Raw genomic sequence first — 16711 nt, forward strand, 5'->3', positions numbered from 1 at the left:
GACTCTCAACGCTCAATCCGTAAAGTATGCAGCGAGCGCAACGGTGGGTAACCTAAAGCGTTGAAAGAAAAGGCGCGTTGGCAGAGTGGCTATGCAGCGGATTGCAAATCCGTGGACCTCGGTTCGACTCCGGGACGCGCCTCCATTCTTTCGTTAAAATTTTAGATGGTGTTTATCGTACTAAACGGCATCACAAAGAAATTTGTGTGCCCTGGTGGTGGAATTGGTAGACACAAGGGATTTAAAATCCCTCGGCGTTCGCGCTGTGCCGGTTCAAGTCCGGCCCGGGGCACCATCTCAATTTCTAAAGATTAAATCAGTATGGCGCGTTGGCAGAGTGGCTATGCAGCGGATTGCAAATCCGTGGACCTCGGTTCGACTCCGGGACGCGCCTCCATGATTTACACAGAACCAGCTTTTATGCTGGTTTTTTTGTATCTGAGCTTTACCATTCACGCTTACGCCTTTCTCTAAGTTATCTGTATTTCCCTTTTGTTTAGCCAAGTTAAACCGCATTTCAAATCGTCGGCGATTTATTTCAACTACACTTATTAGTAGATCCTAAACCGGAACTAAGTATGTATCGTCGGGTGATAGTAGGGCTCACTTTCGCGCTACTAAGTTTATTCGCACTGGCGACGGCTGAGCCGACAGAAGTAAACAAGGCGTCTTCTCCAACCGTTCCAGTCATCTTCATCAGTGGTGCTATTGGCCCTGCTGTAGGGGATTATGTGATTAAAGAAATCCAACGTGTCAATGTCATCGGCCACTCTCCTGCAATCATTATTACCATTGATACCCCCGGTGGATTAAGTTCTAGCCTAAGAGACATCAACCAACATATCTTAGCCTCAAAAGTTCCGGTGTTATGTTTGGTCCATCCGCCTGGTGCGCGTGCTGCCAGTGCTGGGACGTATATTCTCTATGCTTGCCATATCGCAGCCATGTCAACGGCAACGACACTAGGGGCTGCGACTCCGGTACAAATTGGTGGTGTTACCCCGGGAGGGGACCAGCAAAAAGAGAAGCCTAGTGAACCCACCGCGATGGAAAAGAAAATCCTGAACGACTCGATCGCTTATATTCGCTCTTTGGCTCAGTTACGTGGGCGCAATGTCGAGTGGGCAGAGAAAGCGGTGCGTGACGCTGAAACGCTTTCAGCCAATGAAGCATTAGAACTCAACGTGATTAATCTGATGGCGGAGTCACCACAAGAATTGCTCACCAAGTTGGACGGCACCGTTACGAAAATTGATAACCAAGATGTGGTATTGGAGCTTGCCAGTGCGACATTAGAACCGCGCGAGCCAGATTTACGCAATAAATTTATCGCTACCATTACCGATCCCAACGTGGCCTATATCCTGATGATGATCGGCGTGTATGGTTTGCTTCTCGAATTCTATAGCCCAAGCTTTGGTGTTGCAGGTGTTACAGGTGCAATCTGTCTGTTAATCGCCCTGTATGCCTTCCAGTTATTGCCTGTGAATTACGTCGGTTTAGGGCTGATACTGCTCGGGATCGCGCTATTTATTGCTGAGTCTCTGATCCCTAGTTTCGGCATTCTCGGTGCTGGGGGAATTGTCGCGTTTGTGCTTGGCTCTGTATTCTTAATTGACAGTGATTTGCCAGAGTTAAGAGTGTCGATGTCCCTGATTTATTCCATTGCCTTTGCTTCAGCAGCACTGATTGTATTCATACTTAAAATGCTAATGAAACTGCGCCATAAACAGGTTGTTAGTGGTGAAGAAGCGTTAATTGGCCACGAAGCTATCGTTTTGAACGATTTTAATCGCCATGGATTTGTTCACGTAGAGGGTGAACGCTGGGAGGCGAGATGTGATCATCCAGTTAACAAAGGTGAAAAAGTCAGTATTGAATCGGTCGATGGGCTGACATTAAAGGTAAAAAAAGTGCCAAGGAGTGAAGACAATGCCTGAAATTCCAGTAAATACGGAGCTGCTTACACCGTTGCTAATCGCGGTGTTAGTGGTTGTCATAGCCATGCGCTTATTCCGCATTTTGCGTGAGTATGAGCGAGGCGTCATTTTCTTTCTTGGCCGATTCCAAAAGGTTAAAGGCCCGGGTTTGATCATCGTTATCCCGGTTATTCAACAGATGGTTCGTGTGGATTTGCGGACTGTCGTTATGGATGTACCGAGCCAAGATGTCATCAGCCGAGATAATGTGTCTGTACGCGTTAACGCTGTGATTTATTTTCGAGTCATCGACTCACAAAAAGCCATCATTAACGTGGAGAACTATCTCCAAGCGACCTCTCAACTTGCTCAGACCACACTACGTTCGGTATTGGGTCAACATGAGCTCGATGAGATGCTAGCGAACCGAGAAATGCTCAATGCCGATATTCAAGAGATCTTAGATTCCCGGACTGATGGGTGGGGGATCAAAGTCTCCAATGTTGAGATTAAACATGTGGACTTAAACGAATCTATGATACGTGCTATTGCTCGCCAAGCGGAAGCAGAGAGGGCGCGTCGGGCGAAGGTTATCCATGCATCCGGTGAGATGGAAGCGTCACAAAAGCTCGTAGAAGCCGCCAGTCGATTAGCGGAAGAGCCCAACGCTATCTTGCTACGTTACTTGCAAACACTGACAGAAATTGCCGCAGAAAAAAGCTCTACCATTCTATTCCCGATGCCGACTTCCATGATGGAAGGTTTGTTTAAATCGATGGAAAAAAATAGTGAAGAGAAAGAAAAGTAACAGGATGAACGGATGATGCTTTTTTGGTCTTGATCCGGTCATTTGGTGTTTTTTCCTCTCATTATCTGAATAGCGCCATCAATATGGACATCACGCTGAGGAAAGGCGATTTCAATGTTATGCGCTTTAAACGATGCGTCTATTTCAAAACGAATTGCGCTACTAACACGACGTATACCACCATCAGCGGACGAATTAATCCAAAAGAACGATTCAAAAACGAGCGAGTTATCACCAAAGTCTTGAAAGGAGACTTCTGGTGGAGGGTGTTTCAAAACTTGCTCTTGCCCGGCAGTGATGCCTAGCATTAAAGTGCTGACTAACTGTACATCGCTACCGTATGCAACGCCGACCTTGACTGAACCGCGTATGAGTTTATCTCTCAAGGTCCAGTTGATGACGGTATTTTCCAGCAGCTTACTGTTTGGGATTAGCATGTGTACACCGTCGACTCTTCGAATGCGGGTCGAACGGGTATTAATCTGTTCCACCGTCCCTTTGGCATTGTCTACTTCCAGAAAATCTCCGATTCTGATTGGCTTTTCTCCGATGAGAATCCAACCACTAATAAAGTTATTAATTATGTTCTGCGCACCGAAGCCAAAGCCAATCGCTATGGCACCAGATAAAAAGGCAAACGCGGTAATTGGAATATTGACCATTGATAGGGTGGTAAGAAAGATCACCGTCAACGTAATGACATACAAAATCCGTTCTACAAGCAGGACGATGTTTGGATCTTTACCCGCTTTCACCATTCTAGAAGCGATGGTTTTAATAGTGATCCTCGCTACCCAAAGGCTGATAATTAACCACGTCGGAATCATCAAAATTGCCCAAACAGTAATAGGCCGGTCATTGAATGTGAACAAGGTCAATTCTAAGATGGAAATGATTTGATCTAGCATTTGAGTGACTCCACTGCGCCAAGGGCGACCTTGTACGTTAATGAAAGTGGACGATATTTAGATACTTAAAGTATGGAAAATTAAGTCAAAAACGCAAACAGATGGGTCATTGATGGTGTGGTTAGTTAGGCGGGTTTCTGCTATCTCAAAAGAGGCTTCAGTGTTCAGAACACGAAAAAGCGAGCAAATCGCCCGCTTTGTGGGTGTTATTCAGTTTGGCGCATTACCAAACGGGGACGCGTTATTTAACGTATACACGCGGGTTAGAATTTCCCCAAATCGTATAAAGCTCTGGGAAAATGACATCTGAATTTTGTTCAATTTCTGCGGTAGAAATGGTGTTGTCTTTTTGTGAACCAAACAAAATGACTTCAGAACCCGGCGTCACGCCTTCAATGTTTGACACGTCAACCATGGTGGTATTCATTGATGTCACGCCGACAACTTTAGCGCGTTGGCCATTAATGATAACCTCTGCTTTGTTACCCATTTTTCTTGGGTAGCCATCTGAGTAACCCACAGGAAGGTTAGCCATAAGGCTGTCTTTGGTGGTTGTGTAGGTGCTGTCGTAACCAACCGTGCTGTTCTTTGGTAAATCGTGCAGCGAAGCGACACGAGTTTTGAACGAAACGATTGAAGGGTATTCAGGGTTGGTTGGCAGATCACCATATAAAACCCCACCTGGACGCACCATATCTAACTGCGCTTCAGGCACGTTTAAAGCAGTGTAAGAGTTAGCAACGTGAAGTAGGATATCTTCACGCTTAAGCTCAGCATTATCGATAAGCCATGCAGAGTTAGTGTTAAATGATCCTAACTTTTTACGCACATCATCCGCATTATAGTTAGGGAAGTGAGTCATGATACCGACAATGTTTACACCTGCCTGCTTAGCAATTTCAACCGCCTCCTGTTTGCCTTCGTCAGTCGTCATATCGACGCCGTTGCGTCCCATACCACCGTCATTTAGCGCGATATGAACCTTGATCTCTTTTTGCGATTTTTTCGCAAGCTCAGACAGTGCTTTAGCTTGTTCAGCACTGCCGATCAGTTCTTCCATATCTAGGTCAAGAGCACTTTCAATTTCTGAAATCTCAGCAGAGCGAACACGCATTAGTTGCCCTTTGAAGCCGCTCTCACGTACAGCGCGCGCTTCTGCGTTACTCGCAACCGCCACACATGGGATCTGCTGCGCCAGAATGGTTGGCATTAAACCTTGGATACCATTACCGTACGCATCGGCTTTCATCACAGCACAGATTTTGGTTTTGCTATCCATGTGGGTTTTGAATTGCTCAATGTTTTGACGGAATTGGCTTAAGTCGACTTCTAGCCACGCATTGGTCGCTGGAACATGGTTTTGCGATGCCACGTAGTCATTCAGTTGAAGTGGGGCACTGACGACTTGCATGCTAGGAGCAAGCATAGCGGCAGCAATGGTCATTGAAAGTAGAGTTTTCTTTAAGAGCATAACGTCTCCATATGCATTTATATTTTTATTAATAGGGCAAGCTGAGTGTACTTGGTTGTAATAATGTGTAACAAGGTTCATTTGTGGTTTTCTGGCAGTTGATCATCAAATGCGTTTTAAAATGATCGACTGCACTTTTAGTGGCCTTAATGTTGCTTAAATCGATGGAACTGAATCAAGAAGCCAACAAGAGAAGGGGGAATCTTCTGGGAAAGTAAGCCTTAGAAATGACAATGCTCAGGTTGGTGAGACTTACGCTATGTTTGTTGTGCTAAGTGGCGGACTTTTCAACCCAGTAGGGCACGTTCCGTATCGCTTAAAACGCAAAGCCCCAGCAGAAATGCCGGGGCTTTTGTATACTGTCTAAATTTTTAGGCAGAGATTATAACAGGATGATTTTGTTGGCTTCACACTCGGCAATCATCTCATCTGGCCAGATAGAAGACTGCACTTCGCCGACGTGTGCTTTTTGCAGGAAGAACATACAAATGCGCGACTGACCGATCCCCCCGCCGATGGTATAAGGCAGTGACTTATCCAGAACCATGCGGTGGAATGGTAGTGAGGCGCGATCTTCACAGCTGGCAATGGCCAACTGCTCTGCTAGGCTTTCTTCACAGACTCGAATACCCATAGAAGAAAGCTCCAGCGAGCTGTTCAGGACCGGGTTCCAAAACAACAGATCGCCGTTCAGGTTCCAGTCATCGTAATCCGGTGCGCGCCCGTCATGTTTTTCACCATTTGACAGGGTATGGCCGATATTGCGGATAAATACCGCGCCATGCTCTTTACAGATAGCATCTTCCCGATCTTTGGGTGTCAGGTCCGGATATTTTTCCAGTAACTCTTGTGAGGTGATAATGGTTACCTTCGGTGGAAGGCGTTTTTGCAATACCGGATATTCCTGATAGATGTGGTTTTCTGTCTTAAGAAATGCGTTGTAGATTTTTTCTACGGTTGTATTCAGATAGTCTTCATGACGCATTGACTTATCGAGAACTTTCTCCCAATCCCACTGATCGACGTAGATGGAGTGGGTGTTGTCCAGCTCTTCGTCCCGGCGGATGGCATTCATGTCAGTGTACAGGCCTTCGTCTTTTTGGAAACCATAGCGTCCCAGCGCCATCCGTTTCCATTTTGCCAGTGAGTGTACAACTTCTACATTGGCGCCATTGTCGTCAAGCAAATCGAAATTCACCGGACGCTCGGTACCGCTCAGGTTATCGTTCAAGCCAGTTTCCGGTTTGACGAACAGCGGAGCTGAAACCCGGGTCAGATAGAGTTCGTAAGCTAAAGCATTTTCGAAATAGTCTTTAAGCTTTTTAATTGCGACTTCCGTATCGCGCAGGCCCAGTAGTGGCTGGTAATTTTCTGGTACACTCAGTTTCATAAGTACTCTTTGATTCTTTATCCATTGAAGCTTTCAGGAGATACCTTACGATAGCGAGGCAGCAGCGTCCAACATTTTGCAATATTCATTTGGGCCGTATGTCCACCCATGAACCCAACTTGTATTTTTTGTCGCTGATAAGTCAGTGTACAACCCTTGCCCGAATTGCCTGCTGGATGTACGGTGTGGCGTAATTTTTAACCAATCAAATCAAAAAGATAAGTTTTTAGTTGACGGTTAATATGAATAGGTTAAAGTGCGCCTCGTTCTCACGGCGAAAGTCGTAAGAGCTCGATACTCCCCCTATAAGGTATCGAGGTGGTGTTACCATCGCATGATTGCGTTGCCCTGGTGGTGGAATTGGTAGACACAAGGGATTTAAAATCCCTCGGCGTTCGCGCTGTGCCGGTTCAAGTCCGGCCCGGGGCACCATCAAACAATTTGGTAAGGCGCGTTGGCAGAGTGGCTATGCAGCGGATTGCAAATCCGTGGACCTCGGTTCGACTCCGGGACGCGCCTCCATTCTTTGTTTACCAGCCTAGTGCTGGTTTTTTTGTTTTCATTCCACCTAAATTTCTTCACTACACTATCTTCTCGATCATATTAAGAATAGGGAAGGTAAGCTTTGCCGTCAGTAGCAAAACGTCTGAACAATTTGATTTGTTTCAAGGCAGATTTTCGCGTTGCTGAGTGGCACTCTTGAGTCGAATTAACTAGGTATTTGAGCGCTTTTTTACGCTGTTTATTTTTGATCTGTTTACTGTCTGTTTCGTATTGGAGCAGCTGCGTAAAGTGTTCGAGTTGAGTAGAGGCATCATTGAAATCGCCTAACTTATCTTGCAGTGACTTAAGCATGGTAACGTTTTCTTGATGATTCGGGTCGCTGTAAAGAGGGGCAAAATATTCCATCAAATAGCGTAATTTCTTACATTGGATTCGTACTTTGTGAACGGAAGAGTCTGGGGAGTGTTTGTTTAACGGTTTGCTTTGTTTCATCACTTTTTGTAAGTGAGTGAGAATTTGATTGTCGGCAAAAGGTTTTGTTTCGACAGGCTCGGCATTGAAATCTGACGATACCGATCGTTTCAGGCTGTTATGTAATATGATGCAAATGGCCAGATAGTTCTTACTCGCTAACCAATCTTGTACGTGTTTATGCTCTTCCGATCTTTGCTTTTTGATGTCTTGAAACAAATCTTCTATCGCTTGCTGATGCTGTGATGCTTCAGACATGTAGTTCTGTTGAGTCAGCAAAAACACATCTAGATCTCGGAGCAGGTTAGTTGGCTTCATGAGAGTGACAAGATGTTTTGACATCAAAGAAAACTCGAAAGGTGAAAGTAACATTTTGAGTAATTTTGTCAGTGAGCGGCAACGACGTAGAGATACGCGGTATTGGTGGAGGTATTCTGGTTCGACTCCTGCAATGACGCCTTCTTCTAATCTTCTTGAATACTCGAATTGCTCTAATAGGTACTGACAAAACAAATAAGGTAAGTCTGATTCCGGAGTGATTATTTGCTTCGATTGGAATTTGAGTGTCATGGGCTTTTCTTTGATTTTGTCTGAATGTATGTCTCTAGATTGAACATGGACTGGTATTACTTGATTTCTCTTGCTGACGAGCAGGTGATAAATCGACTGTTTTCAAAACGTATCGCCAGTCCGTTTTTTTGCCCCAACGAAGCTTTTCTATACCATCTTTGCCAATCAGTACGGCTGTATGTTCACTGGGTGCAATACGATATATCTTGAACATTCTTCGCAAGTTAAACTCTTCTTTAACCCAACTGGGAGCGGTAAAACCATCCGCTGTAATGACCAGTGTGACAATGTCACGTTCAGAGAGCTCGCAGTCATTAATCAGAGCTTCAAGTAAGAACTGCTTTACGTGTTCGTCGTTGCTAGGTGCAAAATAGATAACACTTCTATGCGCCCAGTGGCTTGAGTACGAAGGGTAGGCGTAACAGGCGATCGGATTCATCAACATGAGTATTAGGAACAACAGAGAACGCATTCTTAGCCTCCTAATGTCAGTATCCGATGTCCGTAATAAAGTAAGTGTAGGTGATAAGCAGAGTCGAGGCGCAAAAGATATTAAGGCTTAACTTGGCGGTGGGGTTAGGGATACAATTCGAAAACGGTTGTTTCAGTAGAGGTTCATCCAATGATGCATCATATCCATAGCAATATACTCACTGGTAAGTTGTTGACGGAGCACAAGACGGTTTGCGCGATGATGTACATCTATTGCCGTGACCATCATGGTTCTAGAGAGGAGTTGTGTGAAGAGTGTAAAGAACTGCTCGCTTATGCAGAAGTTAGATTAGATCGATGCCCTTATGGTCAGATTAAGCCTACGTGTAATAAATGCCCAATCCACTGCTATAAACCAGAGCCTAAAGCTGCGATGAAAGCGGTCATGCGATATGCAGGCCCGAGAATGTTGTTGCCTCACCCGATCTTGTCTATAAGGCATTTAATTCTTGAACGTAAAGCGGTGCCGGATAAGCCACCAAGAAATGAATCTAACCGTTCAAAAAGGCAAAACAGTCGCCCAAAACAATAGCGCTGTTTAAGGTGAAAAGGGAGAACTCAATGTTCTCCCTTTTGTTGTTATTCACCAGCAACGGCTTGACGTTTGGTTTTGATACTTGCAAGCAACATATAGACACATGTCGCGAGCAGCGTTGCAAATAAATACCCCATAAACCCTTGTTGGCTGTCCATAAACAAATCAGCAATAACAGGGCCTGCCACAGAGCCAATACTGTAACTAAACAGCATCACCTGTGTCGCTGAGACAATATAGTTAGCTTCGAGTTTATCGCATGCAAGGTTTATTGCTATCGGGTAGAGAGCAAACACGGCCATGCCCAGTAAAAACAGCCCAGCAGCTAAAAAGTTGATGCTATTCTCTTCTGCAATAACGGCGATAGCCGCAACGCCAAGCAAGCAGAAAATGGCCATTAAGAAGATACGTCCAAAGTACTTAGACATCCACGGCACAATAGGTTGTACTGCCATTCCACCAAGAATGATCAGTGCCATTAGGCTTCCTAGGTTATCGTGCGAAACACCACGCTGGGTAAGTTCTAAAGGCATCAAACCGTAAATAGCCCCTAAAGTTAAGCCAGACACCACACAACCGATGATTGCGGCATGATTGAGCTTGCTCATTTGTTTAAATGATAGAGGGGTGCTTTCTTCACTCTCAGGTTGATCACTATTGCCAAACATTAATACAACGATGGCAATGAGGAGCACAGTCAGAATGGAAATAAAAGGCACGCCACCAGTGACGCCTAGTACACCTATCCCAAGTTGCCCAATGGATGTGCCGCCGTACAGTGCACCCATATACAGCCCTAAACGCTTTGCCCTAGCAGATTTATCACCATGTAATAGCCAAGATTCAACAATCACAAACACGCCTGCAACGGCAACGCCCGCAATAAAGCGAGAGACCAACCATACCGGTGCAATGCTAAAAGCGGGCAGCGCCATAATCGTAAAAATGAAAGCAGTAAGGCAAAGCACAAAAGCATTTTTGTGCCCAACTTTTTTTACTAAGGGTTCTACGCCGATCGCGCCAATGAGCAGTCCTGCATAAAATGCACTGGCGAGCCAACTTGCAAGTGATGATTCCAGCCCATAATGTGGAAGCATTAGCGGTATTAGACTCATTAAATAGCCAGATGCCACCGCATACAAAGCGAGCGCAATAACAGGTACCGAAATGCGTGGTGCAGGATCAAGCGTGTTTTCCAACGTCGTAGCCTCAAGATGTTGAATGTAAATAACACCAATCAAAGTCAGGCTGCGTTAAATCAGTCGGAAAAAATCACCGCAAACACAACAACGTTGACGAAATGTATCAACGTGAATGAGAACTGCGAGTCGGCTTTACTCCATGCCTAGTTTTTAGCGATTTATCCTGCTTATCCGACAAACGAATAACGAACCTAGATTGGTATAAAAATGAACGGGTTTTGGATGGAATATGGCTTCAAATTAGGAGAAGGTAAAATGAAAACTTTTGTTCTTATCGATAAAAACTATTTATCGTCATGGATTGCTTGAAAACGAAGGAAAAAGCCCTAAAAAAATAGTGGTTAGGGCTTATATAAATTTAGGTTTCTATTTTGTTAAAGCTTGATTTAACCATTGATCAAACTGGCTTTTTGGCAAAGCACCGTTAATCATGTCCACTCTTTTTCCATGTTTAAATACCATAATGGTTGGAATGCTTCTAATCTGATATTTAGCGGCTAAATTTTGTTGAGACTCTGTATCAACTTTTACAAATCGTACGTTTTGTGAACGCTCGCTTGCAACGTCAGAAAATACAGGAGCAAAACCCACACATGGATTACACCAAGAAGCCCAAAAATCGATCACAACAGGTTGATCACTTTGTAAGATAGCGTCAAGGTTAAGCTCGGTACCTTCGACTGGCGCACCGTCTAAAAGCGGGGACTGACACTTTCCACACTTAGGGCTTTCTGTCACACGTTCTGTCGGAACACGGTTAACACCGGAGCAAGATGGGCAACGAGTATTGAATGTAGACATGATTTTTCTCTGCGTTTTTGTACTTAAATGGATTCTTTTTATTTTCGATTAGATGACACCATAGGTAAAGGGTAGTTATACTTTGTTGCATAAACTGATTGAAAAACTAGAAGTAATAGGTTTGTAATGACCACTTTTTATGCAGAAATTACAGGCTGGGGTAAGTGTCTACCACCAGCTATTTTGTCTAATGATGACTTAAGCACATTTATTGAGACATCCGACGAATGGATTCGAACTCGTACCGGTATTGAAAATCGTCGTATCAGCCATGTGGAAACTTCAGACATGGCAACGGTCGCCGCGCAGCATGCGCTCGCTTGTGCAGGAATTAGCGCAGAAGAGGTCGATGTTTTAATTGTAGCGACTTGTTCTCCAGATTCACTCATCCCAAATATTGCCTCTAAAGTGTCTCAAAACCTTGGTATCAAAGCAGCGGCAGCGTTTGATCTTAATGCAGCGTGTACAGGGTTTGTGTATGGATTGGAAACCGCAACGCGTTTGATTCAGTCCGGGAACTATCGAAATGCGATTGTTATTGGTGCGGAACGTTTGTCGTTCTATATTGACTGGACAGCGCGTGATACCGCCGTTTTGTTTGGAGACGGAGCTGGTGCAGCAGTACTAAGCAGAACTGAGCAACAAGTTGGCTTACAACACGCTCAACTTGGCTGTGATGCAGCAGGCCGCGACATTCTGGCTGTACCAAAGTTTGGTACATCAATGGATCGTTTCGCAGCAGACAATGGTCACTGGGATTTCGACTTTGTGGGTAAGGAAATCTTCAAACGTGCGGTAAGAGGTATGGGTGCGGCTGCGAAAAATGTCCTGACACGCAGTGAATTAACAACAGATAACGTGGATGTGGTGATTCCGCACCAAGCGAATATCCGTATCATTCAAACTTTGTGTGAACTTTCGGGTATTGAGCAAGATAAAGCGTTTGTAAACATTCAAAATTACGGCAATACATCCGCAGCGACCGTACCAATCGCACTTTGTGAGGCATTGGAGCAAGGTTTTGTTAAGCCGGGTGATAACTTACTGGTCGCAGCATTTGGCGCAGGTCTGACTTGGGGCGCAGGACACATTAAGTGGGGCGATCGTGTTACTCCAGTTGCGAAAAGTGATGCATCGCTTCCTGAATGTGAGCAAAGCGCGTTGGAACTACTTGAGACAGCGATCGCGTGTTGTAAAAACAAAGCCAAGTAAGTTGTCGAACTTTGTTTGTCGATAGGGCGAAGTTTATCGATAGAGCTAAGCGTTGTCCTCCATATCAGAGAGTCATGTGAGATACATGGCTCTTTTTGTTTCTATCGAAGCTGAGTTATTAGGCGAGCAATTTCCGCCGCCTTTATTGAATTTATCAGTGCGGATATCGTCGGGGACGTTTATCATAGACAGCCTTAAGATAAGAATCACATAGGGCTTGCATGAAGTTTCTTCACACCTCTGATTGGCACCTTGGCCGCCAATTTCACAACGTCTCTCTTCTAGATGATCAAAAAGCGGTACTTGAACAAATTATTTCTTACATTGAAGTCAATCCAATTGACGCACTCGTGATCGCGGGAGATGTGTATGATCGTTCTGTGCCTCCGACTGCGGCTATTGAAGTGATGAATGCGTTCGTCAATCAGGTCTGTGGCGAACTGAAACTTCCTATAATTCTTATCCCTGGCAATCACGATGGAGCGCAAAGATTGGGCTTTGGTTCTGGAAGAATGCGTGAGTCTGGCCTTCACATCTTATCCAGTTTTGAAGACATGATTAACCCGGTGGTGATTGACTCGGACATTGGCCCTGTGGCTTTTTATGGCATGCCTTATAACGATCCAGAAGTGGTACGACACCATTTTAAACAGAGTGTAATTAGCCATGATGAAGCGCACGAGTTCTTAGCTCAGAAAATTGGCGAACATTTTGTCGATGGGCAGAAGAATGTGTTGGTGAGCCACTGCTTTGTAGATGGTGCGATTGAATCCGATTCTGAACGCCCGCTGTCGATAGGTGGCTCAGACAGAGTGAGCCATGAACATTTTACTGAGTTTGATTATGTGGCATTAGGGCACTTGCATCAGCCACAAAAGAAAGGCGAGGAGTATATTCGCTATTCAGGCTCGCTGATGAAATATAGCTTTTCTGAGCAGCATCAACGAAAAGGTATGACATTAGTCGAGCTAGACGAAAGTGGATTTAAATCAGCCACGCATATCGACTTAAGTGCGCCCCACGAAATGCGCATCATAGAAGGCGAAATGCAAAGTATCATTGAAAACGCACAACGCGATCCAAAGCCCGATGATTATTTGTTGGTTCGATTGCAAGATAAACATGCGATTTTGAACCCAATGGAGAAGCTCAGAACAGTGTATCCAAATGTATTGCATCTGGAAAAGCCGGGCATGTTGGTTGGTGTAGAGCAAGAAATGGCTCAGGCAAAATTGGCGCGCAGTGAGATGGATATGTTTAAGGACTTTTTCGCTGAAGCACAAAATGACGAAATTAGCAGCGAACAAGAACAAGCGCTCAGTCAAATCATTAAACAGCTTAGCCAGCAATAAGGATCGAACATGAAGCCAATAAAACTCACCATGCAGGCGTTTGGTCCGTTTGCCAATAGAGAAGTGATTGATTTTACTCAGCTGGGAATTCATCCACTATTTCTGATTAACGGTCCGACCGGTTCGGGAAAAACCTCAATTCTGGATGCAATTTGCTTTGCCCTTTATGGCGAAACAACCAGTAACGAGCGACAGGGAATGCAAATGCGTTGTGACCTTGCCGCAATCGACAGGCCAACTGAAGTCGAGTTTGAGTTCGCGCTACAAGACAAAATATACCGAGTTGTGCGAGCACCAGAGCAACAAGCACCAAAAGCACGTGGTGAAGGGACGACAACGCGTAAACATACCGCAGCGCTCTATCAACTAGGCGATGAAGACGCACTGATTACCAATAAGACGGCACAGGTAAAAACCGAAGTCACTGAACTTATCGGCTTAAATGAAACGCAGTTTAGGCAGGTGATGGTATTACCCCAAGGCAAGTTCAGAGAGTTGCTTCTCGCGAGTTCTAAAGACCGTGAAGAGATTTTTGGGCAATTGTTCCAAACCGACATCTATAAAAAAATTGAGTACGCTCTAAAAGACAAAGCCAGCGCAATCAGTAAAGCGAAAGGTGAGTTTGATAACCAAATTCGTGGTGCGTTGCAGGTCGCGGAAGTGACAACAGAGCAGGAACTGAGCGAGCAGAAAGCGATCTATAAACAATCACTTGAGCAAGCGATTGAAGCAGAGAAGAAAGCGCAAAATGATCTTGCCTCAACGAAGGAGGAACACCAAAAGGCACTCCTCATTACGCAGCAATTCAGTAAGCTGGAAGCGGCAGAACACGCACTCAAAGTGCACTTAGATCAACAAGAACAACATCAGTGTAATGTTAATCGATTAGAAGTGGCGAACAGTGCCGCTAAGTTAAACTTGCCATATGCCAACTGGCAAAGTGCGCGAAAGCAGGTTGATACGTTAAACAACCAAATCCTGGGACTAAATCGAGAGTGCTCTCAAGCAGAATCAGAGCTCACGCAGCATAACCAGCTACTTAGTAAAATTGAGGCGGACGCAAAGCAGATCCCTCAACTTACCGATAAGCAGTATCAACTCGAAACCGTTAAAGCGAAATTAATTGAAAAGGGCGAGCTTGAAACTGGCCTCAGCGGACTTCAACAACAAAACACACAGCAACAAGATACGCTTGCCAAATACATCGCGTATAAAGAAAAGCTGGTGGCAGAAGCACAAGCTGGGCAACAAGAACTTGAACGCTTAAAGATAGCCGTTAATGAAAAGCCTGTACTGGAGGCAGAGCTGGCACGTCTGCAGCGCTTAAATGTCGACGTCACTAAGTTGGATCGTTTACGCCGAGACAACACTCAACTCGTTAAACACATGGATGTTAAGCAGAAGGAAGTCGACGTAGCGAAACTGAAACTAGACGAAAAGCAAAAATACGCCGATACACTGGCGTTACGCTGGCACAATGCTCAAGCCGCTATTTTGGCTGCCAAATTAGAAGAAGGCGAGCCATGTCCGGTTTGTGGTAGCTGCGAGCATCCAACACCAGCGACTTTTGAAGCAGACGTCATTACTAAAGAAGAAGTCGATCAAGCAAGAGAGCAAGAAAGACTAGCGCTTCATCATGTTAATCAGCGCGAGTCTGAATTAAATCAGCTTAAGACTCAGCTAAGCCAGTCGCAATTGCAGATCGATGAGATCGTCTTAGAGTTAGGTAAAAACGCAACGGTAGAAATTGCCGAGATTAATCAACAGCTCTCTGTTGTTGAGAGCAAACTTCGTGAATTGTCAGCGATTGATATAGCCAAGTCGGAACAAGCGGTTGTCGAACTCAATCAACGAAGTGAAAATGGCGAAGCAAAAATTGCAGAAGTGCGTCAACATATCGCTGCGACACAAGCCCAATTAACCGACACAAGTGCAAGAGTTGAAAAGCTCGCGCAGTCCATCGACGCGAAGTATCACAATGTCGAGGAGGCACAATTAGCCCTGCTCCAAATCAAGCAGAACATTGAAACGCTGAATACGCAGCTAGAAAATGCGAAGCAGAAACAGCAAACACTGAGCCTTAAATATTCGGCACTGCAAAGTAAGCTTAAAACGCTTCAGGAAACCTGTGTTGAAGCGGAGAAGGCGCGAATTGAAGCTGAGAATGCATGGGTGCTTGCGCTTGCGCAGGCTGACTTTAACGACGAACAGCAGTATCTAAGTAGCTGCGCTAGTGACGAGCAAGTTTTTGCTTGGCAACAGCAGATAAACGAATACAACCAAATTCGCATCAAACAAGAGCAGACAATATCAGACCTTAAAGAGGCGTTAAATAATGTAGAACGCCCAAATATAGAAACATTCGAGCTGTCTGTTCAGGAATCGCAAGCTGCTTACGATAACGTCAGAAACGAACTTGATACGATACGTTCTGCCTACGAGCGATTGGCGAAAGTGGCGCAGGACATTGCTAAGTTGCATCAGGGAAATATCAAGCTGGAAGACGAATACAAAGTGTTTGGGACGCTTTATGACGTTGCGAGTGGCAAGACGGGAAGCCGTGTCAGTTTGCATCGCTTCGTGTTGGGTGTATTGCTTGATGATGTGCTTATTCAAGCGTCACAACGTCTGAGTATTATGAGCAAGGGGCGTTATATCTTGATGCGTAAAACAGAAGGTTTCAAAGGTGCAGCGGGACGAGGATTGGATCTTATCGTCGAAGATAGCTATACCGGTAAAACACGTGATGTTGCAACGCTTTCTGGCGGTGAATCTTTTATGGCTGCGTTGTCTTTAGCGCTGGGACTATCGGACGTCGTTCAGTCATACAGTGGCGGTGTACGATTGGAAACGTTGTTCATTGATGAAGGGTTCGGGAGTTTAGATCCAGAGTCGCTTGATTTGGCGATTCAGACTCTTATAGATTTGCAGCAGATGGGACGCACGATTGGCTTAATTTCTCACGTATCTGAACTGAAAGAACAAATGTCGTTGCGTATCGACGTTGAGCCGACCAAGTCTGGAAGTTCAGTTAATGTCATAGCGGCATAGCTGAGTGTTAGAAATCACAGAAATG

General features: G+C 45.0%; 13 protein-coding genes and 5 tRNA genes. 11 read left to right on the top strand and 7 right to left on the bottom strand.

Annotated features, from left to right (window positions below):
* Window positions 1-71: 71 nt before the first annotated feature.
* The 5 genes from NP165_RS19225 to NP165_RS19245 all read left to right on the top strand — a co-directional run bounded on the left by NP165_RS19225 (window position 72) and on the right by NP165_RS19245 (window position 2727).
* Window positions 72-145 (top strand) — tRNA-Cys (locus NP165_RS19225).
* Between the two features lie 63 nt (window positions 146-208).
* Window positions 209-295: transfer RNA gene (locus NP165_RS19230), tRNA-Leu, on the top strand.
* A gap of 28 nt (window positions 296-323) precedes the next feature.
* A tRNA-Cys gene (locus NP165_RS19235) sits at window positions 324-397 on the top strand.
* A 181-nt stretch (window positions 398-578) separates the two neighbouring features.
* Window positions 579-1940 (top strand): NfeD family protein, encoded by a 1362-nt coding sequence (locus NP165_RS19240; RefSeq protein ID WP_257086078.1) that lies wholly within the window; start codon window positions 579-581, stop codon window positions 1938-1940.
* On the top strand, window positions 1933-2727 hold the full coding sequence (locus tag NP165_RS19245; protein ID WP_257086079.1) for a slipin family protein: 795 nt from the start codon (window positions 1933-1935) through the stop codon (window positions 2725-2727). The genes NP165_RS19240 and NP165_RS19245 overlap by 8 nt, the downstream gene beginning before the upstream one ends.
* A gap of 38 nt (window positions 2728-2765) precedes the next feature.
* Here the strand turns inward: NP165_RS19245 and NP165_RS19250 are convergent, their stop codons facing one another.
* The 3 genes from NP165_RS19250 to asnA all read right to left on the bottom strand — a co-directional run bounded on the left by NP165_RS19250 (window position 2766) and on the right by asnA (window position 6496).
* Entirely contained in the window at window positions 2766-3635 is an 870-nt protein-coding gene (locus NP165_RS19250; protein WP_257086080.1) for a mechanosensitive ion channel family protein, read from the bottom strand.
* Window positions 3636-3876: 241 nt separating this feature from the next.
* On the bottom strand, window positions 3877-5106 hold the full coding sequence (alr, locus tag NP165_RS19255; RefSeq protein WP_257086081.1) for an alanine racemase: 1230 nt from the start codon (window positions 5104-5106) through the stop codon (window positions 3877-3879).
* Between the two features lie 382 nt (window positions 5107-5488).
* Window positions 5489-6496 carry an aspartate--ammonia ligase gene (asnA, locus tag NP165_RS19260; protein ID WP_257086082.1) on the bottom strand — a complete coding sequence of 336 codons (1008 nt, stop codon included), beginning with the start codon at window positions 6494-6496 and terminating at the stop codon, window positions 5489-5491.
* A gap of 345 nt (window positions 6497-6841) precedes the next feature.
* Here asnA and NP165_RS19265 point away from each other — a divergent pair.
* Together NP165_RS19265 and NP165_RS19270 are read left to right on the top strand one after the other, a co-directional pair.
* Window positions 6842-6928 (top strand) — tRNA-Leu (locus NP165_RS19265).
* Window positions 6929-6944: 16 nt separating this feature from the next.
* Window positions 6945-7018, top strand: a tRNA-Cys gene (locus NP165_RS19270).
* Window positions 7019-7099: 81 nt separating this feature from the next.
* On the opposite strand, the gene NP165_RS19275 is transcribed toward NP165_RS19270, so the two are convergent.
* Together NP165_RS19275 and NP165_RS19280 are read right to left on the bottom strand one after the other, a co-directional pair.
* A complete protein-coding gene (locus tag NP165_RS19275; protein ID WP_257086083.1) occupies window positions 7100-8041 on the bottom strand; it encodes a CHAD domain-containing protein in 942 nt (313 codons plus the stop codon).
* Between the two features lie 34 nt (window positions 8042-8075).
* Entirely contained in the window at window positions 8076-8513 is a 438-nt protein-coding gene (locus NP165_RS19280) for a DUF4174 domain-containing protein (protein WP_257086084.1), read from the bottom strand.
* Window positions 8514-8666: 153 nt separating this feature from the next.
* Between NP165_RS19280 and NP165_RS19285 the strand changes: the two genes are divergently transcribed.
* Window positions 8667-9065: a nitrous oxide-stimulated promoter family protein gene (locus tag NP165_RS19285; RefSeq protein WP_257086866.1), complete on the top strand. Its 399-nt coding sequence runs from the start codon at window positions 8667-8669 to the stop codon at window positions 9063-9065.
* Between the two features lie 47 nt (window positions 9066-9112).
* Here the strand turns inward: NP165_RS19285 and NP165_RS19290 are convergent, their stop codons facing one another.
* Window positions 9113-10267, bottom strand: a complete 1155-nt coding sequence (locus tag NP165_RS19290) for an MFS transporter (protein ID WP_257086867.1) — start codon at window positions 10265-10267, stop codon at window positions 9113-9115.
* Between the two features lie 369 nt (window positions 10268-10636).
* Window positions 10637-11071 carry a thioredoxin TrxC gene (gene trxC, locus NP165_RS19295; protein ID WP_257086085.1) on the bottom strand — a complete coding sequence of 145 codons (435 nt, stop codon included), beginning with the start codon at window positions 11069-11071 and terminating at the stop codon, window positions 10637-10639.
* A 126-nt stretch (window positions 11072-11197) separates the two neighbouring features.
* Here trxC and NP165_RS19300 point away from each other — a divergent pair, with 126 nt between their 5' ends.
* From NP165_RS19300 to NP165_RS19310, 3 genes are all read left to right on the top strand, one after another.
* Complete coding sequence (locus NP165_RS19300; RefSeq protein ID WP_257086086.1) at window positions 11198-12283, top strand: ketoacyl-ACP synthase III; 1086 nt, start codon at window positions 11198-11200, stop codon at window positions 12281-12283.
* A gap of 221 nt (window positions 12284-12504) precedes the next feature.
* Complete coding sequence (locus tag NP165_RS19305; protein ID WP_257086087.1) at window positions 12505-13635, top strand: exonuclease SbcCD subunit D; 1131 nt, start codon at window positions 12505-12507, stop codon at window positions 13633-13635.
* A gap of 9 nt (window positions 13636-13644) precedes the next feature.
* Window positions 13645-16686, top strand: a complete 3042-nt coding sequence (locus NP165_RS19310) for an SbcC/MukB-like Walker B domain-containing protein (RefSeq protein WP_257086088.1) — start codon at window positions 13645-13647, stop codon at window positions 16684-16686.
* The last annotated feature ends 25 nt before the right edge of the window (window positions 16687-16711 follow it).

This window comes from Vibrio japonicus (assembly GCF_024582835.1).
Taxonomy (GTDB): Bacteria; Pseudomonadota; Gammaproteobacteria; order Enterobacterales; family Vibrionaceae; genus Vibrio; species Vibrio japonicus.

Excerpts from the sequence above, each read along its gene's own strand:
- NP165_RS19280 (WP_257086084.1), bottom strand. The coding sequence starts at position 8,513 with ATGCGTTCTCTGTTGTTCCTAATACTCATGTTGATGAATCCGATCGCC.
- NP165_RS19240 (WP_257086078.1), top strand. The coding sequence starts at position 579 with ATGTATCGTCGGGTGATAGTAGGGCTCACTTTCGCGCTACTAAGTTTA.
- NP165_RS19310 (WP_257086088.1), top strand. The coding sequence starts at position 13,645 with ATGAAGCCAATAAAACTCACCATGCAGGCGTTTGGTCCGTTTGCCAAT.
- alr (WP_257086081.1), bottom strand. The coding sequence starts at position 5,106 with ATGCTCTTAAAGAAAACTCTACTTTCAATGACCATTGCTGCCGCTATG.
- NP165_RS19250 (WP_257086080.1), bottom strand. The coding sequence starts at position 3,635 with ATGCTAGATCAAATCATTTCCATCTTAGAATTGACCTTGTTCACATTC.
- NP165_RS19245 (WP_257086079.1), top strand. The coding sequence starts at position 1,933 with ATGCCTGAAATTCCAGTAAATACGGAGCTGCTTACACCGTTGCTAATC.
- NP165_RS19275 (WP_257086083.1), bottom strand. The coding sequence starts at position 8,041 with ATGACACTCAAATTCCAATCGAAGCAAATAATCACTCCGGAATCAGAC.
- NP165_RS19300 (WP_257086086.1), top strand. The coding sequence starts at position 11,198 with ATGACCACTTTTTATGCAGAAATTACAGGCTGGGGTAAGTGTCTACCA.
- NP165_RS19305 (WP_257086087.1), top strand. The coding sequence starts at position 12,505 with ATGAAGTTTCTTCACACCTCTGATTGGCACCTTGGCCGCCAATTTCAC.
- asnA (WP_257086082.1), bottom strand. The coding sequence starts at position 6,496 with ATGAAACTGAGTGTACCAGAAAATTACCAGCCACTACTGGGCCTGCGC.
- trxC (WP_257086085.1), bottom strand. The coding sequence starts at position 11,071 with ATGTCTACATTCAATACTCGTTGCCCATCTTGCTCCGGTGTTAACCGT.
- NP165_RS19285 (WP_257086866.1), top strand. The coding sequence starts at position 8,667 with ATGCATCATATCCATAGCAATATACTCACTGGTAAGTTGTTGACGGAG.